Raw genomic sequence first — 17,673 nt, 5'->3', positions numbered from 1 at the left:
CGCCATCGGCGCTCGCGCGAGCGCCGTCGCGGGCGCGGTCAGCCGAGCTTGCGCGCCGCGGTGGCGACCTCCTGCAGCTCGTCGGCGTCGTCGTCGAGGGAGATGACGCCGTAGTCCCAGCCCTTGCGGCGGTAGACGACGCTCGGGCGCTGCGACTCCTGGTCGACGAACAGGTAGAAGTCGTGGCCGACGAGCTCCATGTAATAGAGCGCGTCGTCGACGGTCATCGGTACGGAGGCGAAGACCTTCTTGCGGATGACGACGGGCGAGTACTCCTCGTCCGTCTCCGCGGACTCCTCCGTCTCATCGGATACGACCGGGGTGGAGCCGGTGCGGACCTGGTCGAGCACGGCGACAGGCGCCGCAGCGAGTCCGACAGCGCTGAAACCGTCGGTACTCGCCTCCCGCAGGGAGGTCGGCCGGTGCTGCCCGCGGTGGACCTTCCGACGGTCCTTCGCGCGACGCACACGCTCCAGCAGCTTCCCGAGGGCGATATCGAAGGCTGCGTACTTGTCCTGCCCCGTCGCCTCGGATCTCACCACGGCCTTGGGCCCCACGAGAGTCAGCTCGACTCGATCGTCGCCATTCTGGCTGCCGAGCTTCTCGTTGTGGCGACTGACCTTGATCTCGAACGAGATGGCTCGCTCGGCCAGGTGTGCGACCTTGTCCGATTTCTCGGTGGCGTACTCCCGGAATCGATCAGTAATGCCCAGGTTGCGTCCGATGATGTTGACGTCCATGGAGACCTCCCTGTTCCGGCGTGCGGTCCGCCCGGTTGAGGAAGGGCGGATCGCTCGCGCCTTTTGGACCACCGTAGTGCGCCCGCTCCGGTTCCGATACCGGAAAACAGATGGCATTTCCGGCAGGTCTGCTGGACACTCGCTGAGTATTGCCGGAACCCCGGAGCGGCGTCCGGGCGATCGACGCTGCTCCGGCGACTGCACCGCCGGCCGACCGGATGGCGCGAGCGGCTTCGACGATCGTCGCCCCCGACGTCACGATGTCATCGACGATCAGGCATTCCCTTCCCGCGAGCCGCGGTGACGCGACGAAGCTGCCCTCGCGGTTGCCCGCGCGCTCGCTCGCCGACAGCCCCGCCTGGTCGGCCGTCTGACGCGACAGCCGGAGCGCCCGCCACAGCGGTGGCACGAGAATGTGTGCTCGGGCGAGCACCGAACGTGTGGGGTGGTAGCCCCTCCGTCGCCAGGCGGCCCGGGTGGACGGGATGAGCACCGGCAGAAGCGCCGCCCCCGTCCCCTCACCGCGCGCCCCGCCCCGGTCGCTGCCGCGTTGCGCCTCGGCGACGGCACACGCCAACGCACGAGCGAGGGTGCGCGCGACATCCACCCGCCCGCCGTCTTTGTACGCGAGGAGCACCCGACGCGTGACGCCCTCGTAGCTCAGGGCCGACCAGACCGGGATACCGTCGACCGCCTCGACCCGCGCGGCCGGCCGGAGCGCCTCCGCGCATTCGTCGCACAGCGTGCGATCGGGGCGACCACAGCCCGCGCACCGGACCGGCAGGACGATCGCGGCCGCGTCGAGCAGGGATTCACGAACCAGGGTGTGTGCTGTCATGGTTCGAGCCTCGCGGACGGGAAACCCGCGCGGACGGCCGTCGCGGAATCGGTGGAGAACTCCCCCGGGGTTCCGACTGTGGAGAGTGCTAGGGCTGACCCTGCTGCACCGCGACGGCTCCGACCTTGTCGAGTTGGGCCTGCCATCCGGTGCCGGTCGGCGCCAGCAGCGTGCCGTCCTCGCTGAGGACGACGTAGGGCGCCAGGCCCGCCGCCCCCACGATCGTCCGACCACCGGCGGGGCCGGACGTGGTCGTCTGCACACCGCCCACCGTCTGCTGCGCGATGCTCGTCGCTTCGCCGCTGGTGGTGCTCAGCACAGCGATCGTGAGATCGCTCGTCCAGGCGGCCGAGCGCGGCGCAGACGCGGGCACGGCGAGTTCGATCGGATCCGTGAGGGAGTTCGGCGTCCCGTTCGCTGCACGGACGATCCCGGCGGCCATCAGCGAGTAGCCGGTCGTCGTGCGGAGGAGCGCGGCGATCCGCGTGCCGTCCCGTGAGACCGACAGCGAGAGGATCGTGGTCGCATTAGGCCAGTTCGCGGCCACCGCATGGGCATCGCCGCCGTTCGCCGCCGCCACCTGAATCGCCCCGGGAGCTGCGGCGGGTACGCTCCACACCCAGCCGTCGACATCCAGCGACGGGCCGATCAGGCCGGCTCGTCCATCCACGCGGACGGCGTCCGCGCTCTTCCGAACCGAATAGACGCCCGCCTGGGAGAGCACTGCCGCCTGGTCGCGGGACGCGCTCAGAGTGATCGCCGTCGGATGGAGCGCAACGACTTTGTCGCTGAGTCCGCTGAGTCCGGTCACCGTGTCGCCGTTCAGCGGGCCGAAGACATCGCCACGGTAGACGAACGAGTGGGAGTCGACCGACGGATTCCGGACGGGTGTGGCAGCCGCGCTCAGCGACGGCACCTGCTGCACGTTGCCTTCGATCGACAGCTGGACGCTCTGCGCGAGAGTGCCGAGCGACTGCTCGAGCTGGTACTGCATCCGCTGCAACTGCGTCGGATCGGCCTGCGCCGCCTCCGAGCTGAGGTCCACTCGGGCCACTCCGCCCACGGTGGTCACCGAAGGGACCGCGAGCTGAGTGCCTTTGGGGAAGGCTGTCGACACCGCTCCGTTCAACCAGGGCGCCGGGCCCATGAGCAGCGAACTGGCGACACGTGTTGCGGCTGAGGCGACCCGCGCGGGGAACCAGCGCGCGTCAGGAACCAGGGCTGAGAAACCGGGGCTGTAGAAGTAGAGCGTCTGCTGCGAGTAAACGGCGCGGAAGGTGGGGTCGTCGATGACGACGCCGTCCGGGGCGACCGAGATCCGCCACTCCCCGTTCTCCCGCACCAGCTGGTAGTTGAGGCCGACGGGAGCCGTGCTTCCGACCGGGTGGTACGTGCCGACGGCGTCGACGTTGGCGACGGGGGTCACCTCCACCCGCCACAGCGAGCCCTGGTCTTCGTAGCTCCGGTTGCGGCCGTCGTCGACGGTCACCGACTCGTCCGGCTTCCAGCTGGCGGCCATGGCATGGGTCAGGTACTCGCGGGCGATCTGGAAGTTGTTCTTCGGGCTCGACGCTGCGTCGATGAATCCCTGGACGATCCTCTGCTGGCTGGCGCCCTTCTCCGGCTGAGACGGGTTGAAGTCGAGGTCGAGCGGATCGTTGACCTGCGCGACAGGTCCGCCCTGACGGACGGGTCCGGAGTCCGGGATGCTCGCGCACGCGGCGAGCGCCGCCAGCGTGAGTGCGGCCACGACGGCCGCGGCGGCGCGGACGACCGAGCGCTTTCCGTGTCGGATCATGCGCGCGCCTCGTTCCCGGTCGGCGCTGCCGAGCCCGCGGTCCCGGCCCCTGCCCCTGCCCCGTGAGGCATGGTCTCCCCCGCGTCGACGGGGGGCAGCGGCAACGGCGAGCCGGTGATCTCCCGGCCGATGGCTCGCGGGAGGGTCAGCCGGAAGCAGGAACCCGCTCCGGGAACCGACCACACCTGCAGCCAGCCGGAGTGCAGGGTCGCGTCCTCCAACGAGATGGCGAGACCGAGTCCGGTGCCGCCCAGGGTCCGCTTGCGCGACGGGTCGGCACGCCAGAACCGGTCGAAGACGTGGGCCATGTCCTGCGCGCTCATCCCGATCCCGTAATCGCGGACCGTGAGGGCGACGGCGCTCTCGTTGCTGTCGATGGTCACGACCACCGGCCGGCCCTCGCCGTGCTCTATGGCGTTGCCGATGAGGTTGCGGACCACGCGCCGGATGCGCCGGGGGTCCATGGGCACGTCGAAGTAGCCGCCGGGCGCGTCCAGCACCAGCTCCGAGCCGTTCTGCTCGGAGAGGGTGCGCAGTTCGTCGACGCATTCCTCCGCCAGACGGACGAGGTTCGTGGGCTCGGCGTCCAGCACGACCGATCCGGCGTCGTACCGGCTGATCTCCAGAAGGTCGGAGAGCAGACGGTCGAAGCGCTCGATCTGGGTGTGCAGAAGCTCTGCCGTGCGCGCCGTCGCGGGCTGGAAGCCCTGCCGCTGGTCGTAGATGACGTCTCCGGCCAGCCGGATGGTGGTGAGTGGTGTCCGCAACTCGTGCGACACGTCGGAGACGAACCGCTGCTGCAGCTGCGAGAGGGTCGCCAGCTGATTGATCTGGCTCTGCATGCTGTCCGCCATCCCGTTGAACGAGCGCGCAAGGGTGGCGAAGACGTCTTCACCGCGCTCCGGGATGCGCACCGCGAGATCCCCCGCGGCGAGGCGTTCACTGGTGCGCGCGGCGACGCGGATGGGCTCCACCACGAATCGCACGATGACCCACGTGATGGCTCCGATCAGCAGGATCAGCGCGAGGCCGGCGAGCAGCAGGGTGTTCTGGACGAAGAGGAGGGTGTTCTCCGAGTCGCGCAGGTTGTAGCCGATGTACAGCTCGTACTTGCCGTACGACGGCAGCGTCAGCTGCGATCCGACGACGATTCCCGGGTCCGTGTCGCCGCCCACCGCCGGCAGGGAGACCGACTGGTAGTACTGCTTGGTCCCGCCGTTCTGTACCTTCTCACGCAGCTCGGGCGAGATGACGGAGTTCATCGCCGGGCTTCCGCGGTCCGGAGGCGCCAGGACGCCGGTGTCCTGACCGGGGACGCGGTACGCGGCGACCAGCCGGCTCGAGGTCGACGCCTGCACGCTCTGCAGCACGGTGTTGAGCAGGTTCTTGCCCGCATCCCCGGATGAGACGTCGGAGGCGTTGAGAGTGGACTGCGCGGTGGTCGTGGCGCGGCTGGAGTCGCGCAGGGCCTGGTCGAGCCGCGACTGGTAGAGGTCGTTGCTGATGCTGAGCGCCATGTAGACGCCGGTGACGAGGATGGCGACACCGGTCAGGAGGAGGGTGATCGCGACGGTGCGGACCTGCAGCGAGGTGCGCCACACGCGCGCCAGACGGGACGGCGCCTGCCGCCACCAGTCCCGCGTCGGCCACCAGGGCATCCGGTCCTCCGACCGCTAGCCTGCGGCGCCGGCGCGGTAGCCGACACCACGCACGGTCATGACGATCTTCGGGTTGTCCGGGTCCTGCTCCACCTTGGCGCGCAGACGCTGCACGTGCACGTTCACCAGGCGGGTGTCGGCCTTGTAGTGGTAGCCCCAGACCTGCTCCAGGAGCATCTCGCGGGTGAACACCTGCTGCGGCTTGGAGGCGAGGGCGAGCAGGAGGTCGAACTCGAGCGGAGTCAGGGCGATGCGGGTCTCGCCGCGCCGGACCTCGTGCCCGGCGACGTCGACGACGAGGTCGCCGACGGACAGCTCGTCGGTGGGCGGCGCCGCGGGAGACGGACGCAGTCGCGTGCGGATGCGCGCGACGAGCTCTTTCGGATTGAACGGCTTGACCATGTAGTCGTCGGCGCCGGACTCCAGGCCTTTGACGACATCGGCGGTGTCGGATTTGGCCGTGAGCATGATGATCGGCGTGCCGGACTCCGCGCGGATGCGGGCGCAGACCTCGATTCCGTCGATGCCCGGGAGCATCAGGTCGAGCAGGACGAGGTCCGGTTTGGCGGACCGGAAGCTGTCGACGGCGAGGTTGCCGTCTTCGCAGAAGACCGGGTCGAAACCCTCCGTGCGCAGCACGATGCCGATCATCTCCGCAAGGGCGGTGTCGTCGTCGACCACCAGGATGCGACTAGTCATGTCGGACGTTCCCCGAACCCCTCTCGCGCAGCCTTTGCCGCGCACAACATGACCAGCGTAATGGAGCAGGCTGCTACCGGCTTGAATGAAAGCCTTATGTGCCCTGTGGATGGGACATCGCGCGCGCGGCCGATGTGCCAGCATGGGACCAACGCACGACGCGCGGGGACGGAAGGGCACGGCGTGACCGACGAACAGAATTGGCAGGCGCCTGGCTCGCAGGGTGGTGCTTCCGGGCCGGACGGCGGGCAGCAGCAGCCCGGCTGGCAGCAGCCGCCCGGCTGGCAGCAGCCGCCGTACGGCCAGCAGCCCGCCTGGGGACAGCCGGGATGGACGCCGCCGCCGAAGCCGGGTCTCATCCCCTTGCGCCCACTGACCCTCGGCCCCCTGCTGGCAGCACCGTTCCAGGCGCTCCGGCGCAACCCGCGCATCACCGTCGGCGCGGCGCTCCTGCTGCAGGGCATCCCCTCGATCGTCGTCAGCGTGCTCGTCGCGGGTGCCATCGCCCTGCTGGTGGGCCGCGCCATCTCGGGCGAGGCGGACGATCAACCGGCCCTGCGCGCCGGCCTGATCGGCGGGACGATCGTGCTCGGCGTGCTGTCGCTGGTGATCACGACCGTGTTCAGCGCCCTTCTGCAGGGCGTGATCGTCGGTGAGGTCGCACGCGAGACGCTCGGCGAGAAGCTGACCTTCCGCACCCTGTGGCGGCTGGTGCGCGGCCGGCTCGGCGCGCTCATCGGCTGGACGCTGCTCTTCGCCCTCGCCTGGATCGTCACCCTCGCGCTCGTCGCGGCGGTCGTCGTCGCGCTGGCCATGCTCGGCGGTACGGCTGGGACCATCGGCGCCGTGCTGGCGGGAGTCGTCGGGGGCCTCGCCCTCATCCCGCTCGCCGTCTGGATCAATACCAAGCTCTCGATGGTCCCGAGCGCGATCGTCTTGGAGCGGCTGCCGCTCACCTCAGCCGTCGTACGGTCGTGGCGACTGACCAGCGGCTACTTCTGGCGCACGTTCGGCATCATCGCGCTCGTCGGGGTCATCGTGTACGCGATCACGCAGACGATCAGCATCCCCTTCGGCATCCTCGGCGGCCTACTCGGCGGAGTGTTCGCCCCCACTTCGGCCAGTTCCACCGACTCCATGTCGCAGCTCCTGGTCACTCAGCTGAGCGTCAACATCCTGGCCAGCATCATCACGGCGATCGTCGGAGCGATCGGCAGTGTCATCCAGACCGCCGCCGTGTCCCTCCTGTACATCGACCTGCGCATGCGCAAGGAAGGACTGGACCTCGAACTGGTCCGGTTCGTCGAGGGACGCCAGGCGGGTCAGGACCTGCCTGATCCGTACCTTCCGCCCGCGTCGCAGCCGCAGCCGCAGCAGTCCCCGCAGCCCCCGCAGTCGCCGCAGCCTCCCGCCCCAGCGGCCGGGTGGCCCGCCGGCTGATCGTGATCCGCCTCGACATCCCGGTCGACCCGAGCTCGCCGGAGGCGCAGGAGTGGCTGCGCGGCGAACTCGCGCGCCCCGAGTACCAGTCGGCCAAGCCGACCTGGTTCGACCTCGCCTCGAAGGCTGTGCAGGACTGGCTGGCCTCGCTGTTCCAGGGGCCCGGCGGCAATGCCGGACCGGTGCTGCTCCTCGTCGTGGTCCTCGTGATCGCCGGCCTGATCGTGACCGCTTTCTTCGTCTTCGGCCGTCCGCGCCTCAATCGCCGCTCGGCTCTTGAGGGGCGGTCCCTGTTCGGGGCGGACGAGCTACGGACCGCTGCGGACCTGCGCGCCTCCGCCGAGCGGGCCGCTCGCGCCGGCGACTGGGTGCTCGCGGTCGAGGAGCAGTTCCGGGCAATCGCGGTCGCCCTCGATGAACGGACGCTCGTGCGGGTGACGCCCGGCACGACGGCGACCGAGTTCGCCCAGCGCGCGGCTCTCGTGGTCCCCGACGAGCGTGAGGCGCTCGGTGGGGCGGCCCGCTCCTTCGACGAGGTCCGCTACCTCGACCGCCCCGGAACGGAGTCGGCTTTCCAGCAGCTCGTCGCGCTCGACCAGCGACTTCAGCGGGTCCGGATCGCCGCGCCGGCGGTCGCCCGATGACCGCGCCGGCGCCCGTCCGCGAGCGACAGACGGCACCGGGCACGGCACCGGACACGGCACCGGACGCGGCGCGCGCGGTCTCCCCCACGGTGCGCCAGACCGCGCGGCGAGCAGTCCCCTGGATCGTGCTCGCCGTCATCGCCGTGCTCATCGCGCTGTTCGGCATCCTCGTGACCGGAGGACGGACCGGGGCGGGCATCCCGCTCGACCCCGCCAATGCCGCACCTGCGGGGACGAAGGCGGTCGCGCAGGTTCTGCGCGCGCAGGGGGTGGACGTCCGGCCGGTCACGACGCTGGACGCCGCCCGCGCCGCGGCCGCCGACGACGCGACCGTCCTCATTTACGACCCCGAGCGCAATCTCCCCGCCTCCGGCTACCGCAGCCTGGCCGGCGACGGTCGCACGCTGGTCGTCGTCGAACCGGGCTTCGCCGTGCTGAAGACCATCGCACCCGAGGTGAGCGCCGCGGGATCGCCCCGCGGGCCCGTACCGTCCGGGTGCGATGTCCCTGCCGCCGAGCGGGCGGAGCGCATCGACCCGCGCAGCACGCCGAACACGAAGGACGTGGTCCTTCCGGGCACGTTCCGCGTCACGGGCGACGGCGTGGCGTGCTTCACCGACGCGGGTGGGCGTGCGTCGCTCGTCCGGACCACCTTCGACGACTCGACGCTGTACCTCCTGGGGTCCGCGGCGGTCCTCACCAACGACGGAGTCGACCGCCTGGGCAATGCCGCGCTCGCACTCAACGTGCTCGGCGCCCATCGGACGCTGGTCTGGTACCTGCCGTCGGTGGGCGACCGTGCGGTGACCGGCCCTCCGGACATCGCGGCCCTCACTCCCGGCTGGGTCACCCCCGTCATGCTGCTGCTGGTCGTCGTCTTCGTCGCCGCCGCGATCTGGCGCGGACGACGGTTCGGCCCACTCGTGATCGAGAATCTGCCGGTGGTGGTGCGAGCTGGCGAGACCCGGGAGGGGCGCGCACGCCTCTACCAGCGTTCGTCGGCTCGGCTGCGTGCTGCTGATGCCCTGCGCGTCGGCGCGGTCGGCCGGCTGGCCACCATCGCCGGACTCCCGTCGGCCGCGACCGTGCAGGAGGTGGCGGACGCGGTCGCCAGTCTGATCCGGACGGATCGCGGTCGCGTGCGCGACGTGCTCCTCGACCGCATCCCCACGACGGACCGCGACCTGATCGCCCTGTCCGACGACCTGGCGGAGCTCGAACGCGCAGCCTCCGACGCGGTCACGCCTGCCGCACCGCCCACATCGGGCCCGACCGGAAGAATGGATGTATGACCGACGTCACGACGGGAACCGCGTTCCCCGCCCCCTCCCCCGGCTCACCGGCCGACGCGACCCGGCTGCGCGCCTCGCTGGCCGCGGTGCGCGCCGAGGTCGGCAAGGCGGTGGTCGGCCAGGACGGCGCCGTCACCGGGCTCATCATCGCTCTGCTCGCACGCGGCCATGTGCTGCTGGAGGGTGTGCCCGGCGTCGCGAAGACGCTGCTGGTGCGCGCCCTCAGCCAGGCACTCGACCTGGACACCAAGCGGGTCCAGTTCACTCCCGATCTCATGCCCGGCGACGTGACCGGCTCGCTGGTGTACGACGCGCAGACGGGCGGCTTCGTGTTCCGCGAAGGGCCGGTGTTCACGAACATCCTGCTCGCCGACGAGATCAACCGCACGCCCCCGAAGACGCAGTCCGCGCTGCTCGAGGGGATGGAGGAGCGCCAGGTCAGTGTCGACGGTGTCAGCCGGCAGCTGCCCGACCCGTTCATCGTCGCGGCGACGCAGAACCCGATCGAGTACGAGGGCACGTACGCCCTTCCCGAGGCGCAGCTCGACCGTTTCCTGCTCAAGCTGACGCTGGACGTGCCGGAGCGCGACACAGAGGTCGAGGTGCTGCGACGCCACGCGGCGGGCTTCAACCCACGCGACCTGACTGCGGCGGGAGTGACGCCCGTCCTGAACGCGGACGGGCTGGCAGCGGCGCGCGCATCGGCGGCCGGAGTCGGGGCGAACGCGGATGTGCTCGCGTACATCGTCGACCTGGCCCGGGCGACCCGGCGCAGCCCGTCCGTCAAGCTTGGCGTGAGTCCGCGCGGGACGACGGCACTGCTGGCGGCCTCGAAGGCGTGGGCCTGGCTCTCCGGCTACGACTCGATCACGCCCGACCATGTGCAGGCGATGCTGCTTCCGGTGTGGCGCCACCGCATCCAACTCCGTCCGGAGGCGGAATTGGAGGGCGTGGGGGCGGACGCGATCCTGCAGTCGATCATGCAGCAGGTCCAGGTTCCGATCTAGGCGCCCCCGTGACCGTATCCGGACGTTTCGTCGCCCTGCTCGCGCTCGGCGTCATTCCCGTCGTACTGCTCGGTGGGCGCGAGGCCCTGGCCTACGCCGCGCTGGCCAGCTGGCTCGTCCTCTGCGTCGTGCTCGGCCTGATCGACCTCGTGCTGGCCGCCTCGCCGCGGTCGGTGGTGCTCGAGCGCAGCATCCCGGCGCGCGTCCGTCTGGGTGCCGAGGCGGCCTCGGAACTGTACGTGACGAACAGCGGGCCGCGGACGCTGCGCGGCACGGTCCGCGACGCCTGGGAGCCGTCGGCCGGGGCTGAGCCGACGCGCACCCGCGTGGCCATCCCCGCCGGAGAACGCCGTCGGCTGGTGGCCTCGCTGCGCCCGTGGCGGCGCGGCGAGCGCCGCGTCCACGCCGTCACCGTACGGTCGTGGGGGCCGCTGCACCTGTGGGCACGGCAGGCCACCCTGGAGGCGCCGGGCCGGATCCGGGTGCTTCCGCCGTTCACGGCGCGCAAGCACCTGCCCTCCCGGTTGGCGCGGCTCCGCGAGCTCGAGGGCAGCACGACCGTCCTTCTGCGCGGTCAGGGCACCGAGTTCGACTCGCTGCGCGAGTACGTGCGGGGAGACGACGTCCGGTCCATCGACTGGCGGGCGACGGCGCGGCGGCACGACCCGACGAGTGGACACGGCGCCCGCGTCATGGTGCGGACCTGGCGGCCGGAGCGGGACCGCCGCGTGGTGATCCTCATCGACTCGGCCCGAACCTCCGCTGCCCGGGTCGCGGACGAGCCCCGCATCGACACCGCATTCGAGTCGGCGCTGCTTCTTGCGGCGCTCGCCACCCGGGCCGGTGACCGCGTCGACCTCATCGCGTTCGACCGCGTTGTGCGGGGGCGGGTGCAGGGCGCGAGCGGCCCCGAGCTGCTCAGCCGCATGGTGGATGCGATGGCGGGGATCGAGCCGGCGCTGATCGAGCTGGACTGGTCGGCCGTCCCGGCGCAGGTCGCCTCGATCACCTCCCAACGGTCGCTCGTCGTGCTGCTCACCTCCATCGAGTCGCCCGGATCCTCGCGCGGGCTGCTGTCCGTGCTGCCCCAGCTGACGGCCAAGCACCTGGTCGTCGTGGCGAGTGTGACCGACCCGGACACCCTGGGGGCGACGCAGGAGCGGCACAACCGGGATGCGGTGTACCGAGCGGCCGCGGCCGAGCGGTCGCTCCTCGACGTCAGCCGGGTCGCTGCCGCGGTACGACGCCTGGGAGCAGACGTCGTGACGGGCGCGCCGGCGGACCTACCGCCCGCACTCGCCGACCGCTATCTGGCCTTGAAGGCGACCGGAAGGCTCTGACCGCGGTCGGTCATCGGGCTCAGCCGGCGACGATGCGCCGCGTCCCCGCCTCGTACTCGGTGAGGTCGCCCGTCTCACCCGCACGTACGGCGCGGCGGCCCAGCACGAGCATGTAGGCGAGGAAGGCGGCGAGTGCGAGAGCGCCGATTCCGATCTTCGCCCAGACCGGCAGGCCGGACGGCGTGACGAAACCCTCGATGAGCCCGGAGACGAAGAGTGAGATCGCGCAGCCGACGGCGACCGTGAAGAGAGCACGGCCGTCCTCGGCGAGCGCCTGACCGCGCGTGCGCGCGCCCGGCGCGATCCAGGCCCAGAAGATCCGCAGGCCCGCTGCTGCCGCGACGAACACGCTCGTGAGCTCCAGCAGGCCGTGCGGGACGATGTACGAGAACAGGACGTCGCCGCGACCGTAGGCGAACATGACCCCCGCCGCGGTTCCGACGCCGATGGCGTTCTGGATGAGCACATACGGCACGTAGACGCCGGTGATCCCGAACGCGATGCACTGGGCCGCGATCCAGGCGTTGTTCGTCCACACCTGCCCGGCGAATGAGGACGCCGGGTTGCTGGAGTAGTAGTCGATGAAGTCGTGTTCGACGTAGCGACGGAGGTCGGCATCATCGCCCAGATTGCGGAGAACATCCGGGTTTCCGGTGATCCACACGGCGTATAGGGTCGCGATGATGATGGTGGCGACAGCCACCGCGAGGACGATCCAGCGCAGCCGGTAGAGGGCGGCGGGAAGCTGCAGCACGAAGAAGCGCGGAAGCTGCGAGAACAGGTTCGCTCCGGCGCCGGTGAAGCGCAGACGCGCGGAGGACAGCGCGAGCGACAACCGGTCGCCGACCGCGGTGGACCCGGCACTGGTCTGGATGGCCGACAGATCGGCCGCGCCGGACTGGTAGAGGTCGATCAACCGGTCGGCCTCCGGGCCGTCCAGGCGTCGCTTCGCGGCCAGCCGGGAGAGCTCCTCCCAGTCGGCGCTGCGTGCTGCGGTGTAGGCGTCGAGGTCCATCTGCTTAGATGATATCTATGATGCAGGCGGGGGCCGGGAGCGCGTCGCAGGCCACGAATGAGTTGGGCACCGGCGAAGTGTTCACCGGCGAGGCCGTGGCCCTGGATGTGAAGCCGGCCAGTTACATCCTGCGGGCCGCCGGGACCATCATCGACTGGCTGCTCTCCATGCTCGTGATGTTCGGCTGCATCCTGCTGCTCGCCGCCACCGGCGGCGGCCTCGACGAAGCCCTCGCGCGGGCGCTGATCGTGCTCATCCTGGTGTTCGGGATGGTCGTCCTCCCGACCACGATCGAGCTCGTCTCGCGCGGGCGCTCGCTGGGCAAGCTAGCAGTGGGGGCTCGGATCGTCCGGGATGACGGCGGGGCGATCGGGTTCCGTCACGCGTTCATCCGCGCGCTGGTCGGCGTGCTGGAGATCTTCATGACCGTCGGCGCGATCGCCGCCCTCACCGGCCTCCTGAATCCGCGGTCGAAGCGGCTCGGCGACCTGCTGGCGGGCACCTACAGTCAGCTGGTCCGCGTTCCCCGGCCCCAGCCGCTGCCGCTCTACCTCGCTCCGCAGTTGGCCGGTTGGGCCACCATGGCCGACGTCGCGCGGCTGCCGGATCGCCTCTCGCGCCGGATCGCGCAGTTCGTCCGCCAGGCTCCCGACCTGACGCCGGCGGCTCGTCAGGGGCTCAGCACCGAGCTCGCCCAGGAGGCCGCACCCTACGTCTCGCCGCTTCCGCCGGTCGACGCAGAGACGTTCCTGGTGGCCGTCGCAGTGCTCCGCCGCGAGCGCGACGGCCGCAGGTTGGCGATCGAGCAGCAGCGCCTGCAGCGACTCGACCCCGTGCTCGGGGCGCAGCCGCACGCCTTCCCTGACCGATGACACCGTCCTGACCGATGACACCGTCCCGACCGATGACCGAAGGACTCTCGTGACCCGCGCCCGTATCGTCGACCTCAGCCACCCCATCCGGGCGGGCCTCGTGACCTATCCGGGCCTTCCAGCGCCGACGATCACCCCGCACCTCACCCGCGAGGCATCACACGCCGTGTACGCGCCGGGCACCGAGTTCGCCATGGATGTCATCTCCATGATCGGCAATACCGGCACGTACCTCGACAGCCCCTATCACCGCTATGCGGACGGACCCGACCTCGCGGGACTCGACCTCGCGACCCTGGTGGGGCTGCCGGCCGAGGTGCTCCACGTCGACGACTCCCCGGGTCGCGGCATCACGGCCGACGCCCTCCGCGGTTTCGGTGCGCCGGGCGGTGCGGTCCTCCTCCACACGGGATGGGATGCGCACTTCGGCTCGCCGTCCTACGCCCAGGGCGCGCCGTACCTCTCGGAGGAGGGCGCGCGCCTCCTCGCGGACACCGGCGTCGCCCTGGTCGGCATCGACTCCCTGAACATCGATGACACCGAGTCGGGCGGCAGCCGCCCGGCCCACAGCATCCTTCTCGCCGCCGGCATCCACGTCGTCGAGCACCTCACCCACCTCGGGGAGCTGCCGGCGCGCGGCGCCCTCTTCACCGCTGCGCCGCCGGCGATCGAAGGATTCGGGACGTTCCCGGTGCGTGCCTTCGCGGAGCTTCCGGCCGACGCCTGAGCCCGCGCGTCAGTCGTGCAGGATGCGCTGGAACAGCACGTGGTCCTGCCAGCGTCCCGCGATCTGCAGGTACTTCGGCGCGACGCCGATCCGCTCGAAACCGGCGCGCGTGAGCACCGACTGCGAGGCGTGATTCGCCAGCAGGGTGGCCGCCTGGACGCGGTGCAGACCGTACTGGTCGCGTGCGGCTTCGACCACCACCGTGAGCGCTTCGGAGGCGAGACCGCGCCCGGTGTGGTCGCGGTCGAGCCAGTAGCCGACGGTCGCGGACTGGAACGCACCCCGCACGATTCCGCTGAGCGTGATCCCGCCGGCGATCTCCTGGCCGTCGACGAGCACCAGCGGAAGCGTCGCATCCATGTCTCGCAGTGCCAGCAGCTCGCGGGTCTGCGACAGCTGCCCGTCTTCGGTGAAGAAGTCCTCCGTGCGGGTGGGATCCCACGGGGCCAGATGACCGCGGTTGCGCTGGTAGGCGGCGGCGAGCGGCGCGGCGTCCTGCTCTCTCCGCACTCGGAGGAGCAGGCCGCCGGGCAGCTCCCGGTCGGCGAATTCGAGAGTCATCAGTAGCGGTAGTGGTCGACCTTGTAGGGGCCGTCGACCGGGACGCCGATGTACGCGGCCTGCTCGTCCGTCAGGGTGGTCAGTTCGACGCCGAGAGCGTCGAGGTGCAGGCGGGCGACCTTCTCGTCGAGGTGCTTCGGCAGCACGTACACGCCGATCGGGTACTGCTCGGGCGAGACATAGAGCTCCAGCTGCGCCAGCACCTGGTTGGTGAACGAGTTGCTCATGACGAAGCTGGGGTGGCCGGTGGCGTTGCCCAGGTTCATCAGGCGTCCCTCCGACAGGACCAGGATGCTGCGGCCGGTCGGCAGTCGCCACTCGTGCACCTGCGGCTTGATCTCGACCTTCTCGGCGCCCGGGAGTGCCTCCAGCGACGCCATGTCGATCTCGTTGTCGAAGTGGCCCACGTTGGCGACGATCGCGAGGTGCTTGAGGCCGAGCAGGTGGTCGAGCGTGACCACGTTGAGGTTGCCCGTGCCGGTGACGAGGATGTCGACCTGGCCGATCACCGACTCGAGCCGAGCGACCTGGTAGCCGTCCATCGCAGCCTGCAGGGCGTTGATCGGGTCGACCTCGCTGACGATGACGCGTGCGCCCTGCCCGCGCAGCGCCTCCGCTGCGCCCTTGCCGACATCGCCGTAGCCCGCGACGAAGGCGACCTTGCCGCCCATCAGGACGTCGGTGGCACGGTTCAGGCCGTCGGGCAGGGAGTGGCGGATGCCGTACTTGTTGTCGAACTTGCTCTTGGTGACCGAGTCGTTGACGTTGATCGCGGGGAACAGCAGCTCGCCCGCCTTCGCCAGCTCGTAGAGGCGGTGGACGCCGGTCGTGGTCTCCTCGGTGACGCCGAGGATGTCGGCGGCGATGCGGGTCCAGCGGTCCTTCGAGGTGCCGAGCGACTCCCGCAGGGCGGCCAGGATCACGCGATACTCGTGGCTGTCGCCCTCCGCGTCGTCCGGCACCGCTCCGGCCTGCTCGAACTCGCGGCCCTTGTGCACCAGCAGCGTGGCGTCACCGCCGTCGTCGAGGATGAGATTCGGGCCCAGGTAGTCGGCGCCGTCCGCGGCCGCCTCGGCGGACCAGTCGAAGATCTGCTGGGTGCACCACCAGTACTCCTCCAACGTCTCGCCCTTCCAGGCGAAGACCGGCTCGCCGGCGGGCGCCTCAGGCGTGCCCGTCGGGCCGACCGCGATCGCCGCGGCGGCCTCATCCTGTGTGGAGAAGATGTTGCAGCTCGCCCAGCGCACGCGGGCGCCCAACGCCACCAGCGTCTCGATGAGGACGGCGGTCTGCACGGTCATGTGCAGCGAGCCGGCGATGCGCGCTCCGGCGAGCGGCTTGCTGTCGCCGAACTCGGCACGCAGGGCCATCAGCCCCGGCATCTCGTTCTCGGCGAGGCGGATCTGGTGACGTCCCGCTTCTGCGAGGGACAGGTCGGCGACCTTGAACGGAAGGGCGGTCGAGGTGGGAGCTGGCATGGTGCCATTCTCGCATGCCCACCTCCCGCTGAAGATTTGCGCCAATTCGCGGTTATACGCCCGCCATAACCGCGAATTGGCGCAAATCTCAAAGGAGGGTGAGGTCAGGCGCGGATGAGGGAGAGCACCTCGTCGCGGATCCGGGCCATGGTCGCCTGGTCGGCCGCCTCGACGTTGAGTCGCAGCAGCGGTTCGGTGTTGGAGGGACGCACCGAGAACCACCAGAACGGATCGTCCTGGCCGACCCGCCCCGTGACGGTCAGCCCGTCGAGCTCGTCGAAGTCGGCACGGCTGGCGAACGCCTCCACCACACGCGTGAAGGCGGCGGGAACGTCGTCGACCGTCGAGTTGATCTCCCCCGACATCGCGTACGGCGTGTACTCGGCGGAAAGCGCCGAAAGCGGTCGCTCCTGGGAGCCGAACTCGGCGAGCAGGTGCATCGCCGCGAGCATCCCGTTGTCGGCGCTCCAGAAGTCGCGGAAGTAGTAGTGGGCCGAGTGCTCACCGCCGAAGACGGCGCCGGAACGCCGCATCGCATCCTTGATCAGGGTGTGCCCGACGCGCGTGCGCAGAGGAACCGCCCCGGCCGCCTCGATGGTCTCCGGCACGATGTTCGAGGTGATCAGGTTGTGGATGACCGTGATCTCCGCATCCGGATCCTCCGCCCGCGCACGGGCGATCTCACGCAGCGCGACGATGGCGGCGACGGCGGACGGTGTGACGGCCGAGCCGCGCTCGTCCACGACGAAGCAGCGGTCGGCGTCACCGTCGAACGCGAGCCCGAGGTCTGCACCGTGTTCGACGACCGCGTGCTGCAGGTCGACGATGTTCTTCGGCTCCAGCGGGTTGGCCTCGTGATTCGGAAACGTCCCGTCGAGCTCGAAGTAGAGCGGGATGATCGTGATCGGCAGAGCCGGAAGGCCTGCCGCGGTCTCCAGGACGGCCGGGACCGTGAGCCCGCCCATCCCGTTGCCCGCATCGACCACGACGGTGATCGGGCGGATCGTGCTCAAGTCGACGAGCGACCGGAGGTAGGCCGCATAGCGCTCCAGCACATCCTCTTCGCGGAAGCCGCCCTGCCGGTCGACCGCCGGAATGCCGTCGCGGAGGTACGCGTCTGCGCGGTCGCGGACCGCGCCGAGCCCGGTATCCATGCTCAAGCCCTGAGCGCCCGCGCGGGACAGCTTGATGCCGTTGTACGTGGGCGGGTTGTGGCTCGCCGTGAACATGGCGGCCGGCGCCTGCAGGTACCCGGAGGCGAAGTACGACTCGTCGGTGGAGCACAGGCCGATGGAGACCACGTCGGCGCCCCGCGCCTGGGCTCCGCGTGCGAAGGCGGCCGCGAATGCCGGGGACGAGTCGCGCATGTCGTGACCGACGATGACGTCGGTGCCCGCCGCATCCACCTCGTCGACGAAGGCGGCGGCGATGGCCTCGACGACGTCCACGGTGAGGTCCTTGCCGACCAGCCCCCGGATGTCGTAGGTCTTGACGACGGACTGCAGACGAGGGTCCTTGGGGCTGCTCATGGCCCTAACCTACCGCGACGCCCCCACGAGCGCCG

At 70.4% G+C, this 17,673-nt stretch carries 16 protein-coding genes; 7 read left to right on the top strand and 9 right to left on the bottom strand.

Annotated elements, in window-relative coordinates; all coding sequences use genetic code 11:
- Positions 1-38 precede the first annotated feature (38 nt).
- The 5 genes from hpf to mtrA all read right to left on the bottom strand — a co-directional run bounded on the left by hpf (position 39) and on the right by mtrA (position 5,733).
- Positions 39-740: a ribosome hibernation-promoting factor, HPF/YfiA family gene (gene hpf, locus AB4Y74_RS03545; protein WP_441797738.1), complete on the bottom strand. Its 702-nt coding sequence runs from the start codon at positions 738-740 to the stop codon at positions 39-41.
- Positions 700-1,578 carry a ComF family protein gene (locus AB4Y74_RS03540; protein ID WP_441797737.1) on the bottom strand — a complete coding sequence of 293 codons (879 nt, stop codon included), beginning with the start codon at positions 1,576-1,578 and terminating at the stop codon, positions 700-702. Before AB4Y74_RS03540 ends, hpf begins: the two co-directional genes overlap by 41 nt.
- Positions 1,579-1,666: 88 nt before the next feature.
- Positions 1,667-3,376 (bottom strand): LpqB family beta-propeller domain-containing protein, encoded by a 1,710-nt coding sequence (locus AB4Y74_RS03535; RefSeq protein WP_441797736.1) that lies wholly within the window; start codon positions 3,374-3,376, stop codon positions 1,667-1,669.
- A complete protein-coding gene (gene mtrB / locus AB4Y74_RS03530; RefSeq protein ID WP_441797735.1) occupies positions 3,373-5,034 on the bottom strand; it encodes an MtrAB system histidine kinase MtrB in 1,662 nt (553 codons plus the stop codon). The genes AB4Y74_RS03535 and mtrB overlap by 4 nt, the downstream gene beginning before the upstream one ends.
- Positions 5,035-5,049: 15 nt before the next feature.
- Positions 5,050-5,733 (bottom strand): MtrAB system response regulator MtrA, encoded by a 684-nt coding sequence (gene mtrA / locus AB4Y74_RS03525; protein ID WP_441797734.1) that lies wholly within the window; start codon positions 5,731-5,733, stop codon positions 5,050-5,052.
- A gap of 183 nt (positions 5,734-5,916) precedes the next feature.
- Between mtrA and AB4Y74_RS03520 the strand changes: the two genes are divergently transcribed.
- Genes AB4Y74_RS03520 through AB4Y74_RS03500 form a run of 5 tightly spaced genes read left to right on the top strand, consistent with a single transcriptional unit; the run spans position 5,917 to position 11,456 of the window.
- Positions 5,917-7,173 carry a hypothetical protein gene (locus tag AB4Y74_RS03520; RefSeq protein ID WP_441797733.1) on the top strand — a complete coding sequence of 419 codons (1,257 nt, stop codon included), beginning with the start codon at positions 5,917-5,919 and terminating at the stop codon, positions 7,171-7,173.
- On the top strand, positions 7,158-7,817 hold the full coding sequence (locus tag AB4Y74_RS03515) for a DUF4129 domain-containing protein (RefSeq protein ID WP_441797732.1): 660 nt from the start codon (positions 7,158-7,160) through the stop codon (positions 7,815-7,817). Before AB4Y74_RS03520 ends, AB4Y74_RS03515 begins: the two co-directional genes overlap by 16 nt.
- Positions 7,814-9,109: a DUF4350 domain-containing protein gene (locus AB4Y74_RS03510; protein ID WP_441797731.1), complete on the top strand. Its 1,296-nt coding sequence runs from the start codon at positions 7,814-7,816 to the stop codon at positions 9,107-9,109. Before AB4Y74_RS03515 ends, AB4Y74_RS03510 begins: the two co-directional genes overlap by 4 nt.
- The gene (locus tag AB4Y74_RS03505) at positions 9,106-10,116 is read left to right on the top strand and encodes an AAA family ATPase (RefSeq protein WP_441797730.1); all 1,011 of its coding nucleotides are present in this window, start codon (positions 9,106-9,108) and stop codon (positions 10,114-10,116) included. The genes AB4Y74_RS03510 and AB4Y74_RS03505 overlap by 4 nt, the downstream gene beginning before the upstream one ends.
- An 8-nt stretch (positions 10,117-10,124) precedes the next feature.
- Positions 10,125-11,456: a DUF58 domain-containing protein gene (locus AB4Y74_RS03500; RefSeq protein WP_441797729.1), complete on the top strand. Its 1,332-nt coding sequence runs from the start codon at positions 10,125-10,127 to the stop codon at positions 11,454-11,456.
- A gap of 19 nt (positions 11,457-11,475) precedes the next feature.
- Here AB4Y74_RS03500 and AB4Y74_RS03495 read toward each other — a convergent pair whose 3' ends face one another.
- Complete coding sequence (locus AB4Y74_RS03495) at positions 11,476-12,471, bottom strand: stage II sporulation protein M (protein WP_441797728.1); 996 nt, start codon at positions 12,469-12,471, stop codon at positions 11,476-11,478.
- 17 nt (positions 12,472-12,488) lie between these two features.
- On the opposite strand from AB4Y74_RS03495, the gene AB4Y74_RS03490 reads away from it, so the two are divergent.
- Entirely contained in the window at positions 12,489-13,343 is an 855-nt protein-coding gene (locus AB4Y74_RS03490) for an RDD family protein (RefSeq protein ID WP_441797727.1), read from the top strand.
- Between the two features lie 49 nt (positions 13,344-13,392).
- Entirely contained in the window at positions 13,393-14,070 is a 678-nt protein-coding gene (locus tag AB4Y74_RS03485; RefSeq protein ID WP_441797726.1) for a cyclase family protein, read from the top strand.
- Between the two features lie 9 nt (positions 14,071-14,079).
- Here AB4Y74_RS03485 and AB4Y74_RS03480 read toward each other — a convergent pair whose 3' ends face one another.
- From AB4Y74_RS03480 to AB4Y74_RS03470, 3 genes are all read right to left on the bottom strand, one after another.
- Positions 14,080-14,631 carry a GNAT family N-acetyltransferase gene (locus AB4Y74_RS03480; protein ID WP_441797725.1) on the bottom strand — a complete coding sequence of 184 codons (552 nt, stop codon included), beginning with the start codon at positions 14,629-14,631 and terminating at the stop codon, positions 14,080-14,082.
- Positions 14,631-16,109: an adenosylhomocysteinase gene (ahcY, locus tag AB4Y74_RS03475; RefSeq protein WP_441797724.1), complete on the bottom strand. Its 1,479-nt coding sequence runs from the start codon at positions 16,107-16,109 to the stop codon at positions 14,631-14,633. The genes AB4Y74_RS03480 and ahcY overlap by 1 nt, the downstream gene beginning before the upstream one ends.
- Before the next feature lie 104 nt (positions 16,110-16,213).
- On the bottom strand, positions 16,214-17,638 hold the full coding sequence (locus AB4Y74_RS03470; protein ID WP_441797723.1) for a phosphomannomutase/phosphoglucomutase: 1,425 nt from the start codon (positions 17,636-17,638) through the stop codon (positions 16,214-16,216).
- Positions 17,639-17,673 lie beyond the last annotated feature (35 nt).

It is taken from the genome of Leifsonia sp. RAF41, assembly GCF_052114085.1.
In the GTDB taxonomy this organism is placed as follows: Bacteria; Actinomycetota; Actinomycetes; order Actinomycetales; family Microbacteriaceae; genus Leifsonia.
This window is presented reverse-complemented; position numbering and strand designations above follow the sequence as displayed.